The sequence below is a fragment of the Streptomyces cavernicola genome (assembly GCF_029968035.1).
In the GTDB taxonomy this organism is placed as follows: domain Bacteria; phylum Actinomycetota; class Actinomycetes; order Streptomycetales; family Streptomycetaceae; genus Streptomyces; species Streptomyces cavernicola.
This window is the reverse complement of the sequence record NZ_JASCIQ010000003.1, coordinates 169,406-189,813: the sequence shown is the minus strand read 5'-3', so window position 1 is coordinate 189,813 and position 20,408 is coordinate 169,406. Positions and strand designations below refer to the sequence as shown.

Here is a 20,408-nt window from a genome sequence, read left to right as displayed (position 1 = left end):
CCCTCACCGCGCGGCCCCGCCTCGTGACTCGACCAACTGCCCGTCCCGTACGGGCTGTTCGGGCACCCGGTGAGGTCCGGCGGGCGGCACCTCGGTCACCGTCCGGCGCCACAGGGCGAGGCACGCGGTCACGGTCGCGGCGACCAGGAGGCCGTTGCGGACCAGGAGCAGCGAGACGCCGAGCGCGTCGCCCTCCACCACGTGCGAGAACCAGACCGGGAACTCCAGGAACGTGACGCCCGTCGCGGCCAGGGTCAGCAGCGCGGGCCGCCGCATCCGGCCCGCGCCGTACGAGAGGCAGACGGCCGCGAGCCCCACCAGCCACAGCAGGTACTGCGGGCTGATCACCCGGCTCGTCGTCGTGAACAGCAGCACCGCCGCGAACGCCGCGTCGCAGGGCGTGCTCGGCGACCAGGTGCGCGCCCGCAGCCGCCAGAGCAGCAGCCAGCCGAGGGCAAGGGCGGTCAGCGCCTGCGCGGCGGCGCTCACCAGCGGGACGTACGGGCCGAGGAACTCCACCGAGCCGTAGTTGAGCTGCGGCCGGCCCGGCCAGCCGAAGGCGCGCGCGACCTGCAGGACGAGGGCGCCGAGCGACTCCACCTCGGTGCCCCGGTCGCGCTGGAAGTCCAGGAAGGCGAGCGCGCCGGGCATCGTCGCGGTGAACGCGAGCAGCAGCACGCAGGCCGTCACCGCGGCGGCCGGCCACGCGCGGCGCGTGACCGGGCCGCGCGGCGTTCCGAGGAGCAGCAGCGCGGGCCAGACCTTGAGCAGGGCACCGAGGGCGACGAGAGCGCCGAGCACGCGCGCGTGCCGTACGCCCGCGAGCAGCGCGAGGACGGCGACGGCCGTGACCATCAGGTCGTAGCGCGCGTACGCCGTCGGCCCGAGCAGCGGCACGCCCACCGTCCAGGCCCACGCCCCCGTCGTACGGCGGCCGGGGCGCGTGCCCGCGTACCGGAGCAGGGCGAGGACCGCCGCGTCGCAGAGGCAGCACAGCGTGAAGAACGCGGTCGGGTAGTCCAGGAACGGCAGCAGGCCGGGGGAGAGCACGGCGAGCGCGGCGGCGGGCGGGTACTGCCAGGTGACGTCGTCGAGCGGGAAGGTGCCGGCGCGGAGGATCTCGTACCAGCTCTGGTAGATGACCTCCACGTCGCTGGTGACGTCCGGCCCCGGCACGGTGAGCACCTTCAGGACGCAGAGCAGAAGCAGCGTCCGGCTGGTGAGCCAGAGGGCCAGGAGACGACCTGGGGGCCGGAGGTGCACGGGGAGTCATGATGCCGGGAGGGGATCGGCCGGGGCGTGAGGCGCGGCCGTTCGGTACTGTCGGCGGCGATGCACAAGACCCTCATCGTCACCAACGACTTCCCGCCGCGCCCCGGCGGCATCCAGGCCTTCCTGCACAACATGGCGCTGCGCCTGGACCCGGACCGGCTCGTCGTCTACGCCTCCACCTGGAAGCGCGGCCGCGAGGGCGTCGAGGCCACCGCCGCCTTCGACGCCGAGCAGCCCTTCACCGTCGTACGGGACCGCACGACGATGCTGCTTCCGACCCCGCGCGTCACCCGCCGCGCGGCCGGTCTGCTCAAGGAGCACGGCTGTACGTCGGTGTGGTTCGGGGCGGCCGCGCCGCTCGGCCTGATGGCGCCCGCGCTGCGCAGGGCCGGGGCGGAGCGCCTGGTCGCCACGACGCACGGGCACGAGGCGGGCTGGGCACAACTCCCGGTGGCGCGCGGCCTGTTGGGGCGGATCGGGGAGTCCACCGACACGATCACGTACCTCGGCGAGTACACCCGCTCGCGGATCTCGCGCGCCCTGAGCCCGGCCGCCGCGGCCCGCATGGTGCAACTCCCGCCGGGCGTCGACGAGAAGACCTTCCACCCCGGCTCGGGCGGCGACGAGATCCGGGCGCGGCTCGGCCTCAGCGACCGGCCGGTCGTGGTGTGCGTCTCGCGGCTCGTGCCGCGCAAGGGCCAGGACACGCTGATCCAGGCCATGCCCGCGATCCTCGCGAAGGTGCCGGACGCGGTGCTCCTCATCGTCGGCGGAGGCCCGTGCGAGTCCGAGCTGCGGAAGCTCGCCGCGGAGACCGGGGTGGCCGATTCCGTGCGCTTCACGGGGGCCGTGCCCTGGGAGGAACTGCCCGCGCACTACGGCGCCGGCGACGTCTTCGCCATGCCCTGCCGTACGCGCCGCGGCGGCCTCGACGTGGAGGGCCTCGGCATCGTCTACCTGGAGGCCTCGGCGACGGGCCTGCCGGTCGTCTCGGGCGACTCGGGCGGCGCGCCGGACGCGGTGCTCGACGGGGAGACGGGGTGGGTCGTACGAGGGGGCGCCCCCTCGGAGGCCGCCGACCGCATCGTCACGCTCCTCCTGGACCCGGAGTTGCGGGAGCGGATGGGGAAGCGGGGGCGGGCGTGGGTCGAGGAGAGGTGGCGCTGGGATCTCCTCGCGGAGCGGTTGCGGGAGCTGTTGTAGCGCCTATTGGGGTGCCCCCGGGCGTCTGTAGCGCGGCTGCGGGCCGGTGGGGGCTGGTCGCGCAGTTCCCCGCGCCCCTTGAGATGCGCACTGCGTGCGGCATCTCATCGGGGAAGGCAGCGGCGAAGCCGCATGCCTTCAGGGGCGCGGGGAACTGCGCGACCAGGCACAGCGGCGCTGTAAGCCGCGAGACAGCCGCAGGGCCCACGGCGAGTGGGCGTGCAGGAGGGGGCCGGGGCTCAGCCCCGGTAGAGGGCCTCGATCTCGTCCGCGTAATCCTTCGCCACAACGTTCCGCTTGAGCTTCAGCGACGGCGTCAGGTGCCCCGACTCCTCCGTGAACTGCGAGCCCAGGACGCGGAACTTACGGACCGACTCGGCCTTGGACACGGCCGCGTTGCCGTCGTCCACGGCACGCTGGATCGCCGCGAGCAGCTCCGGGTCGTCGCGCAGCCCGGCCGCCGACTTGCCGGTCTTGCCGTGCTCCTCGGCCCAGCGGCCGATGAACTCCTCGTCGAGCGTGACCAGGGCGCCCACGAACGGCCGGCCGTCGCCGACGACCATGCACTCGGCGACCAGGGCGTGCGCCCGGATGCGGTCCTCGATCACCGCGGGCGCGACGTTCTTGCCGCCGGCCGTGACGATGATCTCCTTCTTGCGGCCGGTGATCGCGAGGTAGCCGTCCTCGTCGAGCGTGCCGATGTCACCGGTGTGGAACCAGCCGTCGGACAGGGCCTCTTCGGTCGCGCCCGGGTTGTTCCAGTACTCCTTGAACAGGTGCTCGCCGTGCAGCAGCACCTCGCCGTCGTCCGCGATCCGCACCACCGAGCCGGGCAGCGGCTGGCCGACCGTGCCGATCTTCTGCCGGTCGTGCGGGTTGAACGTGGTGGCCGCACAGGACTCGGTGAGGCCGTAGCCCTCCAGGACCGTGAAGCCGATGCCGCGGAAGAAGTGGCCGAGGCGCTCGCCGAGCGGGGCGCCGCCGGAGATCGCCGCCTCGCCACGGCCGCCGAGGACCGCCCGCAGCTTGCTGTAGACCAGCTTGTCGAACGTCTTGTACTTGAGCTTCAGGCCGAGCGACGGGCCCGAAGGCGTGTCGAGCGCACGGCTGTACGCGATCGCCGTGTCCGCGGCCTTGTCGAAGATCTTGCCCTTGCCGTCGGCCTGCGCCTTGGCCCGCGCCGAGTTGTAGACCTTCTCGAAGACGCGCGGTACGCCGAGGATCAACGTCGGCCGGAACGAGGCCAGTTCGTCGGTGAGGTTCTTGATGTCCGGCACGTGGCCGAGCTTGATCGGCGCCAGCATCGGGGCGATCTGCACCAGCCGCCCGAAGACGTGCGCGAGCGGCAGGAAAAGGAGCACCGAGCACTCGCCGGTACGGAACAGCGGGCGGATCCGCTCCACGATGTTGCCGCACTCGGCGAAGAACGAACGGTGCGTCAGGACACAGCCCTTGGGGCGGCCCGTGGTGCCCGAGGTGTAGACGATCGTCGCCGGGGCGTCCGCCTTGGCGAGCGAGCCGCGCTCCTCGACGGTCTCGTCGGAGACGCCCGCGCCCGCGAGCCGCAGCTGCTCGACCGCGCCCGTCGCGGGGGAGTCCGTCTCGATCTGCCAGATGTGCGCCAGGTCCGGCAGCCGGTCGCGCACCGCCTCGACGGCCTTGGCGTGCACGTCGAGCTCCACCAGGCAGGCCACCGCGCCGGAGTCGCCGAGGATCCACTGGACCTGCTCGGGCGAGCTGGTCTCGTACACCGGCACGGTCACCGCGCCCGCGCTCCAGATCGCGAAGTCCAGGAGCGTCCACTCGTACCGCGTACGGGACATCAGGCCGACGCGGTCGCCGGGGCCGACGCCGGAGGCGATCAGGCCCTTGGCCGCGGCGTGCACCTCGGCGAGGAACTCCTTGGCCGAGATGTCGGTCCAAGTGCCGTTCACCTTGCGGCCGATGACGGCAACATCGGGGTGCTGCGCGGCGTTGCGGCGGACGATGTCGGTCAGATTGCCGTCCGCAGGGACCTCGTAAAGGGCCGGAAGGCTGAACTCGCGCAAGACTGCTGCTCCTCATAGGGCGCCGGCGCCACGACACTGTGCGATGCGACGGTGCGGTCCAAGATCGGGCAGGTGCTCGACGGCTGAAATTGCAGGTGGGGTACATCGAGCACGACTGGACTGCCCGGACGTTACCCACCGGTACTGGCTTTTCGGTAGGGGGGTCGGGCCAGATGTTCGCTGCGTCACACATCGCGTCGCACCACGCTGTGCTTCTTCGCGCACAGTAATCCACCTCGCGGGTCACCCGGAAGTCGTCGCAGGTCCGGCGGCCTCTACCGCCTCCGAGCGGCTCGTCCTAGGGTGATCGGCATGCCAGGTATGCGGGTACATGTGGTGAGCGACGTGCACGGCAACGCGGAGGCGCTGGCCCGAGCGGGAGACGGCGCCGACGCCCTCGTCTGCCTCGGCGACCTCATCCTGTTCCTCGACTACGCCGACCACTCCCGCGGCATCTTCCCCGAGCTCTTCGGCGCGCAGAACGCATCCCGCCTGGTCGAGCTGCGCACCGCCCGCCGCTTCGACGAGGCCCGCGCACTGGGCGCGCGACTGTGGGCCGGGCTCGACGTGGACCGCGCCACGGCCATCGAGCAAGCGGTCCGCAAGCAGTACGCCGAGCTGTTCGCCGCCTTCCCCACCCCGACGTACGCCACCTACGGCAACGTCGACATGCCGGCCCTCTGGAGCGAGTACGCCGGAGCGGGCACCACCGTCCTCGACGGCCAGCGGGTGGAGATCGGCGGCCGCGTCTTCGGCTTCGTCGGCGGCGGCCTCGAATCCCCCATGCGCACGCCCTTCGAGATCAGCGAGGAGGAGTACGCCGCCAAGGTCGAGGCCGTCGGCGAGGTCGACGTCCTGTGCACCCACATCCCGCCCGAGGTCCCCGAGCTCGTGTACGACACCGTGGCCCGCCGCTTCGAGCGCGGCAGCCGTGCCCTCCTCGACGCCATCCACCGCACCCGCCCGCGCTACGCCCTGTTCGGCCACGTCCACCAACCCCTCGTACGCCGCATGCGGATCGGCGTCACCGAGTGCGTGAACGTCGGTCACTTCGCCGGCACCGGAAGGCCCTGGGCCCTGGAGTGGTGAGGCCCCGGGCGCCGGAGAGTTGAGGCCCGGGGCCTGGGACGGCGAGTCAACCGAGCGCGGTAGCCTTCACGCGGGCGGTGCGCACGTGGTACGCCGCCGATCACACCCTCGACGGAACCGCACCGGAGGAGCCACGGCGATGGCGGAACACACCAGCTCGAGCATCGAGATCGATGCGGCGCCCGCCGACGTCATGGGGGTGATCGCCGACTTCGCCCGCTACCCGGACTGGACCGGTGAGGTCAAGCAGGCCGAGGTGCTCGCCTCCGACGCGCAGGGCCGCGCCGAGCAGGTCCACCTCGTCATGGACGCCGGCGCGATCAAGGACGACCAGGTCCTCGCGTACACCTGGACCGGCGACCACGAGGTCAGCTGGACCCTCGTCAAGTCCCAGATGCTGCGCGCCCTCGACGGCTCCTACGCCCTGGCCCCCAAGGGCAAGGGCACCGAGGTCACCTACCGGCTGACCGTCGACGTCAAGATCCCCATGCTCGGCATGATCAAGCGCAAGGCCGAGAAGGTCATCATCGACCGGGCGCTCGCGGGCCTCAAGAAGCGGGTCGAGTCCGGAAGTTAAGCCCGTCATGCGCACCCTCCTCGTCACCGGCCCCGGCGGCGGCGGTCGCACCACCGTCGCCGCGGCCACCGCGCTCGCCGCCGCGCGCGACGGCCGGCGCACCCTGCTCCTGAGCGCCGACCGCCACGACACCCTGCCCGCCGTCCTCGGCGACGGGGAAAGCACCGGGCTCACCGTGCGGCACGTGGACAGCGGCGCCCACTTCCGGCGCGAACTCCTCGCCCTCCAGGACCGCGCCGCCACCGCCCTCGACATGTTCGGCGCCCAGCGCCTGGACGAGGAGGAGCTCACCGAACTCCCGGGCGCCGGCGAGCTCGCCCTGCTCCGCGCGGTCCGGGACGCGGCCGCCGAGCCGTACGACCTGGTCGTCGTCGACCTGCCGCCCGCGCCGCAGGCCCTCGCGCTGCTCGCGCTCCCCGCCCAGCTCCGCCGCTATCTGCGCCGCATCCTGCCGCCCGAGCGGCAGGCCGCCCGCGCGCTGCGCCCGATGCTCGCCCAGCTCGCCGGCGTCCCGATGCCCGCCCAGTGGCTGTACGAGACGGCCGCGCACTGGGACGAGCACCTCGCCGCCGTCCAGTCGGCGGTCGAGGCCGACACCACCGCCGTACGCCTCGTCGCCGAGCCCGGACCGGCCGGGGCCGACGCTGTGCACACCACCGCGACCGGGCTCGCCCTGCACGGCCTGCGCACCGAACTCCTCGTCGCCAACCGGGTGTTGCCTTCAGGCTCGGCCGACCCGTGGCTCGCCGTGGCGGCCGCCCAGCAGGACAAGGCCCTCGCCGAGTGGCGGGGCGCGTACCCGCTGCGCACCGCCGCCCACCTCGGCCGGGACCCGCGCGGCGCCGACGACCTGGCCGCGTTCGCCCTGCCCGCCCCGGACATGGCCCCGCAGCCGGTGCAGTGGCCGATCGAGGACCGCCTGGAGGACGAGGGCTTCCTGATCTGGCGGATCGCTCTGCCCGGCGCGGTCCGCGAGGAGCTCGACCTGGTGCGGCGCGGCGACGAACTCGTCGTCACCGTCGGCCCGTTCCGCCGCATGGTGCCGCTGCCGTCCGCCCTGCGCCGCTGCTCCGTCGCGGGCGCGGGCCTGCGCGACGGGGAGCTCCGCATCCGCTTCACACCCGACCCCGGCCTGTGGCCGCAAGGACGGTGAACGGCGTACCGCCGTTCGGGTACCGTCGACAGTACGCAGCCACCCGCCGTACGCAGCCGCCGCAGGAGCCTCCCATGAGCGACACCGAGCGCACCGCATCCGACGCCGACGCCTGGGAGAAGGCCTGTGCCGAGGACCTCGCCGCCGAGCAGGCCCGCCGCCGCGCGCGGTACGGCGAAGGGACCGCCGAGCCCGGCTCCGCAGCCGAGGAGCTGCGCAAGCTGATGGACGCCGTCGCCGAGAAGCTCTCCTCGTTCCAGGCCCCGATCGCCGGCGCCGCTGCACAGGGCGCCGTGCAGCACTTCGTCGAGCAGGCCAAGGCCGCCGTCGAACCGGTCATCGAGCGCAACCCCGAGGTCTTCGACCACCTCGCCAACGCCGGCTCCGAGCTGCTCGCCGCCTACCGCAGCGCCGTCTCCGGCCACGAGCGCCGCTGGACCGCGGGCCCGGACGCGGCATGCCCCCAGGACCGGCCCGGCGAAAAGCCCGAGGGGACCGGCCCGGGGGAGCACATCGACCTGGACTAGGCCGGGACCGGGCCGGGACCGGAGCGGGGCAGAGGGGTGTCCGCCCTCGGGTACGGTTGGCCCTAGCGGGGCTCGAACCGAAAACTGAGGGACACATGGGACTCACCATCGGCGTCGACATCGGCGGTACGAAGATCGCGGCCGGCGTGGTCGACGAAGAGGGGAACATCCTCTCCACCTTCAAGGTGCCGACCCCCAACACGCCTGACGGGATCGTCGACGCGATCGCCTCGGCCGTCGAGGGCGCCCGAGCCGGACACGAGATCGTCGGCGTGGGCATCGGAGCCGCCGGCTACGTCGACCGCCAGCGCTCCACGGTGTACTTCGCGCCCAACATCGACTGGCGCCAGGAACCGCTCAAGGAGAAGGTCGAGGCCCGCGTCGGCCTCCCGGTCGTCGTGGAGAACGACGCCAACGCCGCGGCCTGGGGTGAGTACCGCTTCGGCGGCGGCAAGGGCCACCGTAACGTCATCTGCATCACGCTCGGCACCGGCCTCGGCGGCGGCATCATCATCGGCAACAAGCTGCGCCGCGGACACTTCGGCGTGGCCGCCGAATTCGGCCACATCCGGATGGTCCCGGACGGCCTCCTGTGCGGCTGCGGCTCGCAGGGCTGCTGGGAGCAGTACGCCTCCGGCCGCGCCCTCGTGCGGTACGCGCGGCAGCGCGCCAACGCCACCCCGGAGAACGCCGAGGTCCTTCTCGGATACGGGGACGGCACCCCCGACGGCATCGAGGGCAAGCACATCTCGCTCGCCGCGCGCCAGGGCGACCCGGTCGCCGTGGACTCCTACCGCGAGCTGGCCCGCTGGGCCGGTGCGGGCCTGGCCGACCTGGCGTCGCTGTTCGACCCGTCCGCGTTCATCATCGGCGGCGGGCTCTCGGACGAGGGCGAGCTGGTCCTCGACCCGATCCGCAAGTCGTACAAGCGCTGGCTGGTCGGCAGCAACTGGCGGCCGGTGGCCGAGGTCATCGCCGCCCAACTGGGCAACAAGGCGGGGCTCGTGGGCGCCGCCGACCTGGCCCGGCAGCCCGACCCGGTGATGTAGACCGTCTCCTTCGCCTGGGACGCCCGTCGCATCCTCCACGGAAGCGGCGGGCGTCTCGCGTACCGTGACCGCCATGACCGCCCTTCCCAACTCCCTTGCAGAGCCGGACGGTTCGGCCGTCATCCGCGTCCTCAGCTACAACATCCGCTCCATGCGCGACGACACCGACGCCCTCGCCCGCGTCATCGCCGCCTGCGAGCCCGACCTCGTCCTCATCCAGGAGGCGCCGCGGTTCTTCCGCTGGCGCAAGAAGCTGGCCAAGCTCGCTGCCGCCTCCGACCTGGTGATCCTCTCCGGCGGCGGCACCGCGGCCGGGCCCGCGCTGCTCTGCTCGCTGCGCGCCACCGTCGAGCGCACCGAGGACGTGCTGCTCCCGCTCACCCCCGGGCTGCACCGCCGCGGCTTCGCCACCGCCGTGGTGCGCTTCGGCGGGGCCCGGCTCGGCGTCCTCAGCTGCCATCTGAGCCTGCAGACCGACGAGCGGTACGAGCAGGGCGGCATGCTCCTCGACCGGCTCGCCGGGCTCGGCGTCGAGCACGCCGTCGCGGGCGGCGACCTCAACGACCGGCCGGGCGGGCGCACGTTCCGCCGGCTTGCCGCGGCGCTCCAGGACTGCTGGGCGGTGAAGCCCTGGGGCGGCGAGTACACCTCGATCCCGACCGACCCGCACCAGCGCATCGACGCGATCTTCGCCACGTCGGGCATCGAGGTCCTGGGCTGCGGGGTGCCCTCCGAGCACGCGGGCATCACGGAGGCGGACCTCCGGGCGGCCACGGATCACCTGCCGGTGCTGGCGGCGCTGCGAGTCCCGGCCGAGGCTTGAGTTCTCCTTTCCCCTCCCCGCCCCTTCCCGAAGTCCTCAGCGGACAGCTTCGGGGGCTCCACCCCCAGCCCCCGGGGCCGTCTTTCGTCTGCTGCGCCGTCGTGGCCGCTCGCGCAGTTCCCCGCGCCCCTTTTGGGGCTCCGCCCCTAGCCCCACTCCGGGGTCGTTTTTCGTCTGCTGCGCCGTCGTGGCTGGTTGCGCAGTTCCCCGCGCCCCTTTCGGGGCTCCGCCTCCAGCCCTTGGGGTCGTTTTTCGTCTGCTGCGCCGTTGTGGCTGGTTGCGCAGTTCCCCGCGCCCCTAAAAAACCCACCCACCCCGGCAAGTCCAGACCTCCGGTAAATCCGGCCCACCCCTGCAAGTCCGGCTCAAGCCCGCCAAATCCAGTCCACCCGGCAAGTCCAGCCCACGCCCGCTGAATCCAGCCCGCCCCGGTAAACCCAGCCCCTCCGGCGTTTGAGGAGCGGGGGTCCGGGGGCTGGCCCCCGAGACGGGGTCCGGGGCGGGCCCCGAAGCGGGGGTCCAGGGGCGGCAGCCCCGGACTGGGGGTCGGGGGCGGAGCCCCCGGAGCTGTCCGCTGAGGACTTTCGGGAAGGGGCGGGGTGGGGAAAAGAAAAGCTAGCCCGCCAGCAGCCGGCCCAGCCGCGTGGACGCCGTGCCAAGCCCCGTCGGCCCGCCGAGCCGCCACGGCCGCGCGCCCGTGCCCGACCGCAGGTCCTCCTCCCGGTACCGCCGGCACCGACGGTGCCAGTGCAGGATCCCCGCCATCCAGTCCTGCAGCTCCCGCACATACCCGTCGAGCACCGCCCGCGTACCCGCATCCAGCCCCAAGTCCCCGTAAAGCACGGGCAGTTCATGCCGGATGACATGCTCGAACTGCCGCAGCCGGGAGTTCATCAGCTCGTCCACGAGGGCCACACCCGTGGCGTAGTCGACGTCGAAGAAGTTCTGCACGACCAGGACGCCGTTGTGCACCTCGCCCTCGTACTGGATCTCCTTCTGGTACGAGAAGAGGTCGTTGAGCAGCGCGGCGTAATCCGCGGCGGCGTTCTCCAGGGAGCGGACCGGGCCGCTGCGGTACACCTCCTCCGGCACCCGCTCGCGGTGCTTGAGGCGGCACAGCCACATCGTCATGTCGGAGCCGAAGGTCAGGCGGCGCATCTCGATGTAGTCCACCGGGTCCGGGATGCGGTGCTGTGCCTGGTTGGCCAGCTCCCACACCCAGCTCGCCGTCATGTCCTCGACGGTCCTGCGGAACGCCGCCCGGTCCCGCTCCGGCAGCGGCCCCGCCGTACGCGCCCACAGATCGGCGAGGCCGCGCTCCAGGGCGTCCGTCGGCTCCGGCGCCGCACCGCCGTCGAGCGGCATGAACAGGGCGAGCCGTTCCGTGGCCGCGCGGGCCCCTGCCAGGTCGCGGGTGCGGCCGTACAGCGCCGGGTACAGGTCGTCGCCGTACGTCCCCCACGTCAGCCAGTTCGCCGAGAGGTCCAGCTCCTCGGGGGTGGCGTCCGGGTCGAGGCCGGCCGAGCAGAGCGGGAAGTCGTAGCCGGCGAGGCGGTGTTCGTCCCAGATGTCGGACAGCGGGCGGCCGGGCTGTGCCTGCAGCATGCCCATCCGGCGCCCCCACTCCACGCACCGCGGTCGCGCCCCCGCCAGATGCGGGCTCAGCGAGAGCGGATACGGAAGCTTGAACTCCGGCAGCAGGGAAGGCCCGACGTGCTGGTGCGGCCGGTGGCTGTGGCTGCGCAGCCGGGCCTGCTCGGACCGCCGCGTGAACCGCATCCCGGTGCCGGGCAGGCTCAGGCCGCCCGGCTCGCTCCCCGCCGCCTCCTCGTTCATGTACCGGCTGGAGCGCAGATGCCACTCGTGGCCGCCGGACTGCCAGTCCTGCAGCCCCTTCGCGTACGCCGCGACCGCGGCCGCCTGCGCCGCGTCCAGACCGTGTTCCGCGCACAGGCCGGGCACCTCGGTGAGCGCGGTGTTCTCGAACTGGTGCAGGCGTGAGGTCAGCAGGTCGTTGACGGCGTCCGCCGCCTCCTGCGTCGTACAGCCGAGGAAATGCTCCATCACCAGCACGCCGTTGCTGTTCTCGCCCTCGTCCTCGACCTCGCGCTGGTACGAGAACAGGTCGTTGCGCAGATGCACCGCGTCCGAGAACGCGTCCCGCAACACGCGCAAGGGCCTCGACTCGGCCACGGCGCCCGGGAGTTCGGCCCGCGCCGCGTACTCCACGAGCCCGGCCGACCAGGGGGCGCCGCCGACCTTGCGGCGCATCTCGATGTACTCGACGGGGTTGGCGATCCGCCCTTCGTTGATGTTGGACAGCTCCCACAGGGATTCGTTCAGCAGGTTCTCGGTGGCCTCGGCGAACCTCGTCCGCCAGCCCTCCGACATGCCCGGCACCGTCCGCGCCCACAGGTCGGCGAGGCCCGCCTCCACCGGGGTCAGCGGCTCGGGGAAGCCCTCGGCGAGGTCCCTCGGCATGAACGCGGGCAGCCGGTCCAGATACGCCTTGGCGCCCTCGCGGTCCTGGGTCCGTTTGAACAGCTCCAGGAAGTGGTCGTCGAAGAAGAAGACCCACACGTACCAGTCGGTGACGAGCGACAGCGCCTCCGCGTCGCAGTCCGGGTGCGTGTACGCGCAGAGCAGCGCGTAGTCGTGCGCGTCGAGGTCGCGCTCCTCCCAGACCCCCGACCCCTCCAGCATCCCCATCGCCCGCGCCCACCCCTTGGTGTGCGAACGGGCCGCCTCCACCTGGGGGTTGAGCCGCGCCGGGTACGGCACGTAGAAGTCGGGAAGTTTGAAGGGCTGAGCCATGCGTGTGCCACGCCTTTCGCAGTACGGGGAGTCATCGGCCTACGACCCTCGGTGATCGCATCTGCCGTTGCCTACCCGTGACCCGTACGGCCCATCCGGGCGTGCGAATAGTCGTACTAGCGCGGGGAGTTGGGGGTGACGGGGCGGGCGGCTCAGGAGCGGGCGTAGAGCCAGGCGTTGTTGTCGCTGGTGTTGGTCTTGCTCTTGAACCACTTGATCCCGGACGGCCCCGAGGAGTCGATGTACGAGGGCTTCTCGTCGACGCAGCTGAAGCCGCTGGAGCGGGCCGCGTCGACCTTCGCGGTGTCGAGGTTGAGGCGGGCGCCGCCGTTCTCCACGGAGATCAGCCGGGCGACGTTCACGCAGTCGCCGCCCCCTCCACCGCCGGCGCCGCCGTTGCGGTAGAAGGTCACGGCGGGCTGCCCGTTCGCGGCCTGCTTGATGACGATCCGCTCGGGGATGCCGTACGCGGCACCGGTCGTCCACGTGTCGACGAAGTAGGAGGGCACGCCGTCGTGCGGGGCGTCGGCGCCACCGCCTCCACCGCCGTCCGCGCCCGAACCGCCGCCGCCTGCAGGGGAGTCGGCCTCGGTGTCCGCGTCGTCCTCGGCGGTGGAGCCGTCCCCTCCCGCGCCCGCCGAGCCGCCGCCCGCGGCGCTGTCCTTCCCCTGCTCCCTCTCTTTGCTCCGGTCCTCGCCCTTCGCCCCGTCCTTCGGCTTGTCGTCCTTCTCGGACTTCGAGGGCGAGGGGGAGTCGGAGGGGCGGTCGGGCCCGGGGGAGGCGCTGGCGCCGGGGTCGCCGGCGCCCCGGATGTCCGGTGAGTTGTCGATCAGGTACACCGTGCTGCCCGTGGCCAGGACGGCGAGGACGGCGGCGACGACGAGCCACATTCGGCTCCGGGAACGCCGCTGTTCTTGGGGCTCGGAGGCTTCGGGTTCCGGGTCCGGTTCCGGCTCCGTTTCGGCTTCTGGTTCCGGCTCCGGGTCAGGGTCTGGTTCTGCTTCTGTTTCGGCTTCCGCTTCGGGGCCGAGGCGGACCGTGGAGCTGTCCGGAGGTGCGGGGGACTCCGCGGGCTTGGGCTCGGGCTCCGGTTCGACCTCCGGCTCGGGCTCCGGTTCCGGTTCGGCCTCGGGCTCCGGTTCCGCCTCCACCCGCCGTACCCCCGAAGCAGGCGTGGGCGCCTCCACGTCGAGCAGACGGGCCGACTGGTGGGCCAGCTGCGCCACCACCTCGCCCGGCAGCCAGGCCCCGCGCCGGGCGGACGGGCGCGGGCGGGCGGGGTCGGCCAACAGCTCGGCCACGTCCGGGCGTTCGTCGGGCTTCTTCGTCAGGCAGCGGGCGATCAGCGAGCGCAGCGAGGCGTCCGTGACCAGGTCGAGCTCGGGCTCGGCCTCCACGATCCGGTACATCAGGGCGTGCTGGTTGCTCGCCCCGTGCCCGAACGCGAGCCGCCCGGTCGCCGCGTACGTGAGGACGCAGCCGAGCGCGAACACGTCCGCCCGCGGCCCCGCCTCCTCGGCCAGGACCTGCTCGGGCGCCATGAACCCGGGCGAGCCGATCGCCATGCCCGTACCGGTGAGCAGGGACTCGACGGAGGTCTGCACGGCGCGCGCGATGCCGAAGTCGATGACGCGCGGCCCCTCGACCGTGAGCATCACGTTGGACGGCTTGAGGTCCCGGTGCACGATGTCGGCGTCGTGGATGGCCTGCAGGGCGTGCAGCAGCCCGTCGGCCAGGGCGTGCACGGACTTGGCCGGCAGCGGCCCGTACTCCCTGACCACCTCTTCAAGGGAGAGCCCGGGTACGTAACCGGTTGCCGCCCAGGGCCGTGCCGCCTCCGGGTCGGCCTCCAGGACGGGGGCGGTGAACTCCTCGCCGACGCGGCGCGCGGCCCTGATCTCGCGCCGGAAGCGGGCCCTGAACTGCCGGTCTGAGGTGTGCTCCTCGTGCACGACCTTCACGGCGACCGTCCGCCCGCCCTCGGACCGCGCCAGGTACACCCGGCCCATCCCGCCGGCCCCGAGCCGGCCGAGCAGGCGGTACGGGCCGATGATGGGCGGGTCGAGCTCGGTCAGGGGCTCGATGCGGCCGGGGCCGCCGTTCCGGTTGTCGTTCGCGCTGCCCATGCCGGAACCGGCCCCCGTTCGCCCCTGTGTGGTCACTGCTGCTGTGACGTCCGCAGGGCGCCGACGGTTCTGCGGACGGAGGCCCCGGGAACGTGAACAGCCGTCAGGATAGGGGGTGTTGACGACCGGAGGCGGGCCGGAAGCGGTCCGCGCGACCGATCACCGGAGACCGATCACCGGAGACCGGCCGGTCGGGCCGCGAGGTCGGTCAGACGACCGCGCCGCGGCCCGGGTCGTCGTCCTCGTCGTCGTCCCCGCTCATCCGCAGCACCAGCGTGGCGAAGCCGCCGACGAAGCCGCCGATGCCGAGCGTGGTCAGCCACCACGTCATGTCCCAGCCGAGCAGCACCGCGAGCAGCAGCAGGACCGGGCCGCCGACGACCGCGAGCCAGGCGAACTTGGCGGTCGTGTCGGCCTCCGGCAGCGGCGGCGGCTCGGGCGGCACGAAGTGGCCCTCGTCGTCCTCGTCGAAGTCGTCGTCCGCGGCGCTCGACGGGCTGTAGTCCCGCGGGCCGGGGCCGACGCCGGGCGCGAACGTGAGCGACCCGCCGAGGACCTTGCCGTCCCCGCTGCCGCTGTCCTTGCCGCTGCCCTTGTCGCCGCCGCTCTTGTCGTCGTCCTCGGAGGCGTCCGGCGACGGCTCGGATGCGGCGTCCTCGGCAGCGGTCTGGCGGGAGGTGGTCTTCGCGTCGTTCGCCTCGGCCTGCAGGCCCGCCAGATCCTCGACCGACTTGAACGGCTTGGCGCCCGGCGGGTCCGGCGGCTCCTCGCCGTAACCGGCGACGATCGCCTCCCAGGCCGCGTCCTCGTCGAGCCGGGGGTGGCCGTCGTCCTCCTCCCGGCTGCCGTCTCTCTCCGCGCCGTGCTCAGCCACCGGTGGCCGTCCCCTCTGTGCTGCCTGCGCCGACACTGGGCGCGAGCCGGGTGAGGAAGGCGAGGCTCTCCTCGAAGATCCGGTCCGCGTCATGGTCCAACGTCGCGACGTGGTAGCTCTGTTCCAGCAGGACCTCCCTCACGTCCGTGGACGAGACGCGACCGAGCACACGCGCGGAGTCGGCCGGCGGCACCACATGGTCCTGCGGACTGTGGAGCAGCACCAGCGGCTGGGTCACCTGCGGCAGGTCGGCGTCGACCAGGCGGAAGAACTTCCGCAGCGAGTGGGCGGCATGCAGCGGCACGCGCGCGTACGCCACCTCCTCGCTGCCCTCCTTCGCGATGTCGCTGGCGATGCCGGGGATCGTGGCCACCAGGTGCCGGGCGACGGGCAGGGCGTGGGCCGCCAGGCCGTGCACCTTGTTGCCCGGGTTGACCAGGACCAGGCCGCTGATCGCGTCCCCGTGCTTCGCGGCCAGGCGCAGCGCCAGCGCGCCGCCCATGGACAGGCCGAAGACGAACACCTGCGAGCAGCGCTCCCGCAGGTCGTGCAGGGCGCGGTCCACCTCTGCGTACCAGTCCTGCCAGCCGGTGGCTGCGAGGTCCTGCCAGCGTGTGCCGTGACCGGGGAGCAGCGGCAGCGAGACCGTCAGGCCGCGCTCGGCCAGATACTCCGCCCAGGGGCGGAGCGACTGCGGGGTTCCGGTGAAACCGTGGCAGAGGAGCACGCCGACCTCACCGCCCTCGTGGCGGTACGGCTCGGCTCCGGGGAGGACCGGCACCTTCGGTCTCCTTCACGAGAATCGGGGATCAGGGGGGTGGAGCGGGGGTGGAACTGGAGGATGCGTTCACCGTACGCGACCGGACCGACACCGACCAGGGTCGTCCCGGAAGGAGCGCAGGCCGGGCAGGGGATAAGGTCGGTCCGACAGATGAGAAAGGCGTACGCGGTGATCTACGGCGTGATGAAGCTGACCGTCGGCGGCAGTCTGAAGACGGTGTTCCGGCCCTGGGTCGAGGGGTTGGAGAACATTCCGGCGGACGGCCCGGCGATCCTCGCGAGCAACCACCTGTCGTTCTCGGACTCGTTCTTCCTGCCCGCGATGCTCGACCGGAAGGTCACCTTCATCGCCAAGGCGGAGTACTTCACGTCACCCGGAGTGAAGGGCAGGCTGACGGCCGCCTTCTTCAAGGGCGTGGGCCAGCTTCCCGTCGACCGCTCCGGCGCGCGCGGCGCCGGTGAGGCCGCCATCAAGAGCGGCATCGAGGTCCTGGAGCGCGGCGAGCTGTTCGGCATCTACCCGGAGGGCACCCGCTCCCCGGACGGCCGCCTCTACCGCGGCAAACCGGGTGGCCTCGCGCGCGTGGCGCTCGCCACCGGCGCCCCGGTGATCCCGGTCGCGATGATCGACACGGAGAAGATCCAGCCCCCCGGCAAGGTCGTGCCCAAGCTGATGCGCCCCGGCATCCGCATCGGCAAGCCCCTCGACTTCAGCCGCTACCAGGGCATGGAGGGCGACCGCTTCATCCTCCGCTCGGTCACCGACGAGGTCATGTACGAGATCATGAAGCTCTCCGGCCAGGAGTACGTGGACATCTACGCGACCGCGGCCAAGCGCCAGATCGCGGAAGAGGCGAAGAAGGCGGAAGCCGCGAGGAAAAAGGCCGAGCAGGAGAAGGCCGAGCAGGACAAGGCCGCCAAGGCGTAGATTCCGGGAGGCCGTCGGGCCACCGGCCGCCGGGCCGCACCGTGGGGGGAATCATGGCCAAGCGGGAACGCGTCATGCGGATGTCCGTCGAACTGCCGCTGTGGCGCGCGGTGTCCGGGTACCGCGTGCTGACCGCGCTCTACGCGATCGCGATCTTCGTGCACCAGTGGGCCGACTACCAGCGCCCGTTCGTCGCCGTCGGCTATCTCGCCGTCCTGTTCGTGTGGACCCTGGCGACGCTGCCGCGCGTGTCGAGCGCACCGGCCTGCACCAGGTGGTTCCTGGCCACCGATCTGACGCTCGCCCTCGTCGGCATCCTGCTCACCACGGTGGCCGACCCGAACCACGGCGACGGGCCGACGCTGCCGACCATCTGGACCGCGGGCGCCGTGCTCGCCTTCGCCCTGAAGGGCGGCTGGCGCTGGGCCGCGTTCGCCTCCTCTTTGGTGGCCGTCGCGAACATCGTGCAGCGCGAGACGCCCAGCCGGGACACCGTCCACAACGTCCTGCTCGTATGGGTCGCCTCCATAGCGATCGGCTACGTCGTGGAGGTCGCCCGCGCCTCCGAGCGCACCCTCGCCCGCGCCCTGGAGATCGAGGCGGCCACGCGCGAGCGCGAGCGCCTCGCCCGCGACATCCACGACAGCGTCCTGCAGGTCCTCGCGATGGTGCAGCGCCGCGGCACGGCCCTCGGCGGCGAGGCCGCGGAGCTCGGCCGGCTCGCGGGAGAACAGGAGGTCGCCCTGCGCACCCTCGTGGCCGGGGGCCTCGTGCCCGCGTCCCACACCTCCGAGGACGTCTCGCAGGGCGCCGTGGTCCGCGAGGTGGACGAGCCGGAGGAGCGGGGCGACGCCGGCCCGTGCGACCTGCGCACGCTGCTCGCGCCGTATGCCGGCTCCCGCGTCACGCTCTCGGAACCCGGCGCTCCGGTGCTGCTCGAACCGGCCGCGGCGCGTGAGCTGGCCTCCGCTGTCAGTGCCGCCCTGGACAATGTGAAACGCCATGCGGGTACGGACGCCCAGGCCTGGATCCTGGTCGAGGACTGGCCGGACGAGATCATCGTGACGGTGCGGGACGACGGACCGGGCATCCCGGAGGGCAGGCTGGCCCAGGCCGAGGGCGAGGGGCGGCTCGGGGTCGCCCTGTCCATCCGCGGCCGCCTCCGGGACATCGGGGGCACGGCCGAGCTGCTCTCCGTACCGGGGCAGGGCACGGAAGTAGAGCTGAAGGTCCCACGGGGGAAGGCGAGTTGACGTGAGCGAAGAGCAGACGGAGCAGGCGGAGCGGAGCGGTGCGGCTCCGATCCGGGTGATGGTCGTCGACGACCACCCGATGTGGCGGGACGCGGTCGCCCGCGACCTGGCCGAGGCCGGCCTCGACGTGGTCGCGACGGCGGGCGACGGCGAGCAGGCGGTGCGCCGCGCCAAGGCCGCCGCCCCCGACGTCCTGGTGCTCGACCTCAACCTGCCGGCCAAACCCGGTGTGCAGGTCTGCAAGGAGCTGGTCGGCACCGACCCGAAACTGCGCGTCCTGGTCCTCTCGGCCAGCGGCGAGCACGCGGACGTCCTGGAGGCGGTCAAGTCCGGCGCCACCGGCTATCTCCTGAAGTCGGCGTCCACGGAGGAGCTGCTCGACGCCGTCCGCCGCACGGCCGTCGGGGACGCGGTGTTCACGCCGGGCCTCGCGGGCCTGGTCCTGGGGGAGTACCGCAGGCTGGCCTCCGAGCCCGTCCCCACCGAGCCGGACGAGCCGAAGGCCCCGCAGCTCACCGACCGCGAGACGGAGGTGCTGCGCCTCGTCGCCAAGGGCCTGAGCTACAAGCAGATCGCCGAGCGCCTGGTGATCTCGCACCGCACGGTCCAGAACCACGTCCAGAACACCCTCGGCAAGCTCCAGCTGCACAACCGCGTGGAGCTGGTGCGGTACGCGATAGAGCGAGGCCTCGACGAGGAGTGAGCCCCTCCTTAGGGTGAACGGCCGTTGATCAACTCCCGTACGCCCGACCGGAATTGACCCTTCACGGCATCCCGGAGTGACCTGGATCACCATTAGCGTGACCCGCATCAGGCTCACTCCAGGCTCACTGACGCGAAGGGACACGTTCCATGGAGGGCAGGAACATCGGAGTGCTGACCGGAGGCGGCGACTGCCCCGGGCTCAACGCCGTCATCCGCGGCATCGTCCGCAAGGGCGTGCAGGAGTACGCGTACCGGTTCGTCGGTTTCAGGGACGGCTGGCGCGGGCCGCTGGAGGGCGACACCGTGCGGCTCGACATCCCGGCCGTGCGCGGCATCCTGCCCCGCGGCGGCACCATCCTCGGCTCCTCGCGGACCAACCCGTTCAAGGAGGAGAACGGCGTCCGGCGGATCAAGGAGAACCTCGCCAAGGCGGAGGTGGAGGCGCTCATCGCCATCGGCGGCGAGGACACCCTCGGCGTCGCGGCCCGGCTCTCCGACGAGTACGGCGTCCCTTGCGTCGGCGTGCCCAAGACCATCGACAACGACCTCTCCGCCACCGACTACACCTTCGGCTTCGACACCGCCGTGGGCATCGCCACCGAGGCCATCGACCGGCTGCACACCACCGCCGAGTCGCACATGCGCGTCCTCGTCGTCGAGGTCATGGGCCGGCACGCGGGCTGGATCGCGCTGCACTCCGGGCTCGCCGGCGGGGCCAACGTCATCCTCATCCCGGAGCAGCGCTTCGACGTCGAGCAGGTCTGCTCCTGGGTGACCTCGCGCTTCCGCGCCTCGTACGCACCGATCGTGGTCGTCGCCGAAGGGGCGATGCCGAAGGACGGCGAGCAGGTCCTCAAGGACGGCTCACGCGACTCGTTCGGGCATGTGCGGCTCTCCGGCGTGGGCGAGTGGCTGGCCAAGGAGATCGAGCAGCGCACCGGCAAGGAGGCCCGCACCACCGTCCTCGGCCACGTCCAGCGCGGCGGCACCCCGAGCGCCTTCGACCGCTGGCTCGCCACCCGCTTCGGCCTGCACGCCATCGACGCGGTGCACGAGAACGACTTCGGCACGATGGTCGCCCTGCGCGGCACGGACGTCGTACGGGTCCCGATCGCCGAGGCCACCGCCCGCCTGAAGACCGTCGACCCGGCGCTGTACGCGGAGGTCGGCGTGTTCTTCGGCTGACC

The 20,408-nt window shown here is 72.4% G+C and carries 17 protein-coding genes; 11 read left to right on the top strand and 6 right to left on the bottom strand.

Features of this window, described 5'->3' with window-relative positions:
* Positions 1–3 precede the first annotated feature (3 nt).
* Positions 4–1,263, bottom strand: a complete 1,260-nt coding sequence (locus tag QIS96_RS04410) for a glycosyltransferase family 87 protein (RefSeq protein ID WP_282541010.1) — start codon at positions 1,261–1,263, stop codon at positions 4–6.
* 69 nt (positions 1,264–1,332) lie between these two features.
* Here QIS96_RS04410 and QIS96_RS04405 point away from each other — a divergent pair, with 69 nt between their 5' ends.
* On the top strand, positions 1,333–2,475 hold the full coding sequence (locus QIS96_RS04405) for a glycosyltransferase family 4 protein (RefSeq protein WP_282541009.1): 1,143 nt from the start codon (positions 1,333–1,335) through the stop codon (positions 2,473–2,475).
* Between the two features lie 239 nt (positions 2,476–2,714).
* Here QIS96_RS04405 and QIS96_RS04400 read toward each other — a convergent pair whose 3' ends face one another.
* Complete coding sequence (locus tag QIS96_RS04400; protein WP_282541008.1) at positions 2,715–4,523, bottom strand: AMP-dependent synthetase/ligase; 1,809 nt, start codon at positions 4,521–4,523, stop codon at positions 2,715–2,717.
* Positions 4,524–4,856: 333 nt separating this feature from the next.
* Between QIS96_RS04400 and QIS96_RS04395 the strand changes: the two genes are divergently transcribed.
* From QIS96_RS04395 to QIS96_RS04370, 6 genes are all read left to right on the top strand, one after another.
* The gene (locus QIS96_RS04395) at positions 4,857–5,612 is read left to right on the top strand and encodes a metallophosphoesterase family protein (RefSeq protein WP_282541111.1); all 756 of its coding nucleotides are present in this window, start codon (positions 4,857–4,859) and stop codon (positions 5,610–5,612) included.
* Positions 5,613–5,751: 139 nt separating this feature from the next.
* On the top strand, positions 5,752–6,189 hold the full coding sequence (locus QIS96_RS04390; RefSeq protein WP_282541007.1) for an SRPBCC family protein: 438 nt from the start codon (positions 5,752–5,754) through the stop codon (positions 6,187–6,189).
* Positions 6,190–6,196: 7 nt separating this feature from the next.
* Positions 6,197–7,342 carry an ArsA family ATPase gene (locus QIS96_RS04385; protein WP_282541006.1) on the top strand — a complete coding sequence of 382 codons (1,146 nt, stop codon included), beginning with the start codon at positions 6,197–6,199 and terminating at the stop codon, positions 7,340–7,342.
* Positions 7,343–7,416: 74 nt separating this feature from the next.
* The gene (locus tag QIS96_RS04380) at positions 7,417–7,869 is read left to right on the top strand and encodes a DUF5304 domain-containing protein (RefSeq protein WP_282541005.1); all 453 of its coding nucleotides are present in this window, start codon (positions 7,417–7,419) and stop codon (positions 7,867–7,869) included.
* Positions 7,870–7,964: 95 nt separating this feature from the next.
* Positions 7,965–8,918: an ROK family glucokinase gene (locus QIS96_RS04375; RefSeq protein WP_282541004.1), complete on the top strand. Its 954-nt coding sequence runs from the start codon at positions 7,965–7,967 to the stop codon at positions 8,916–8,918.
* A 73-nt stretch (positions 8,919–8,991) separates the two neighbouring features.
* A complete protein-coding gene (locus QIS96_RS04370) occupies positions 8,992–9,741 on the top strand; it encodes an endonuclease/exonuclease/phosphatase family protein (protein ID WP_282541003.1) in 750 nt (249 codons plus the stop codon).
* A gap of 615 nt (positions 9,742–10,356) precedes the next feature.
* Here the strand turns inward: QIS96_RS04370 and QIS96_RS04365 are convergent.
* From QIS96_RS04365 to QIS96_RS04350, 4 genes are all read right to left on the bottom strand, one after another.
* A complete protein-coding gene (locus QIS96_RS04365; protein ID WP_282541002.1) occupies positions 10,357–12,555 on the bottom strand; it encodes a terpene synthase family protein in 2,199 nt (732 codons plus the stop codon).
* Positions 12,556–12,707: 152 nt separating this feature from the next.
* Positions 12,708–14,681, bottom strand: coding sequence for a serine/threonine-protein kinase (locus QIS96_RS04360; RefSeq protein ID WP_282541001.1), 1,974 nt, complete (start codon positions 14,679–14,681; stop codon positions 12,708–12,710).
* 208 nt (positions 14,682–14,889) lie between these two features.
* Entirely contained in the window at positions 14,890–15,648 is a 759-nt protein-coding gene (locus QIS96_RS04355) for a hypothetical protein (RefSeq protein ID WP_408907118.1), read from the bottom strand.
* Entirely contained in the window at positions 15,548–16,336 is a 789-nt protein-coding gene (locus QIS96_RS04350) for an alpha/beta hydrolase (protein WP_282540999.1), read from the bottom strand. The genes QIS96_RS04355 and QIS96_RS04350 overlap by 101 nt, the downstream gene beginning before the upstream one ends.
* A gap of 183 nt (positions 16,337–16,519) precedes the next feature.
* On the opposite strand from QIS96_RS04350, the gene QIS96_RS04345 reads away from it, so the two are divergent.
* From QIS96_RS04345 to QIS96_RS04330, 4 genes are all read left to right on the top strand, one after another.
* Entirely contained in the window at positions 16,520–17,263 is a 744-nt protein-coding gene (locus QIS96_RS04345; RefSeq protein WP_282541110.1) for a lysophospholipid acyltransferase family protein, read from the top strand.
* 53 nt (positions 17,264–17,316) lie between these two features.
* Complete coding sequence (gene macS / locus QIS96_RS04340; RefSeq protein ID WP_282540998.1) at positions 17,317–18,516, top strand: MacS family sensor histidine kinase; 1,200 nt, start codon at positions 17,317–17,319, stop codon at positions 18,514–18,516.
* 58 nt (positions 18,517–18,574) lie between these two features.
* Positions 18,575–19,219, top strand: coding sequence for a response regulator (locus QIS96_RS04335; RefSeq protein ID WP_282541109.1), 645 nt, complete (start codon positions 18,575–18,577; stop codon positions 19,217–19,219).
* 149 nt (positions 19,220–19,368) lie between these two features.
* Entirely contained in the window at positions 19,369–20,406 is a 1,038-nt protein-coding gene (locus QIS96_RS04330; protein WP_282540997.1) for a 6-phosphofructokinase, read from the top strand.
* The last annotated feature ends 2 nt before the right edge of the window (positions 20,407–20,408 follow it).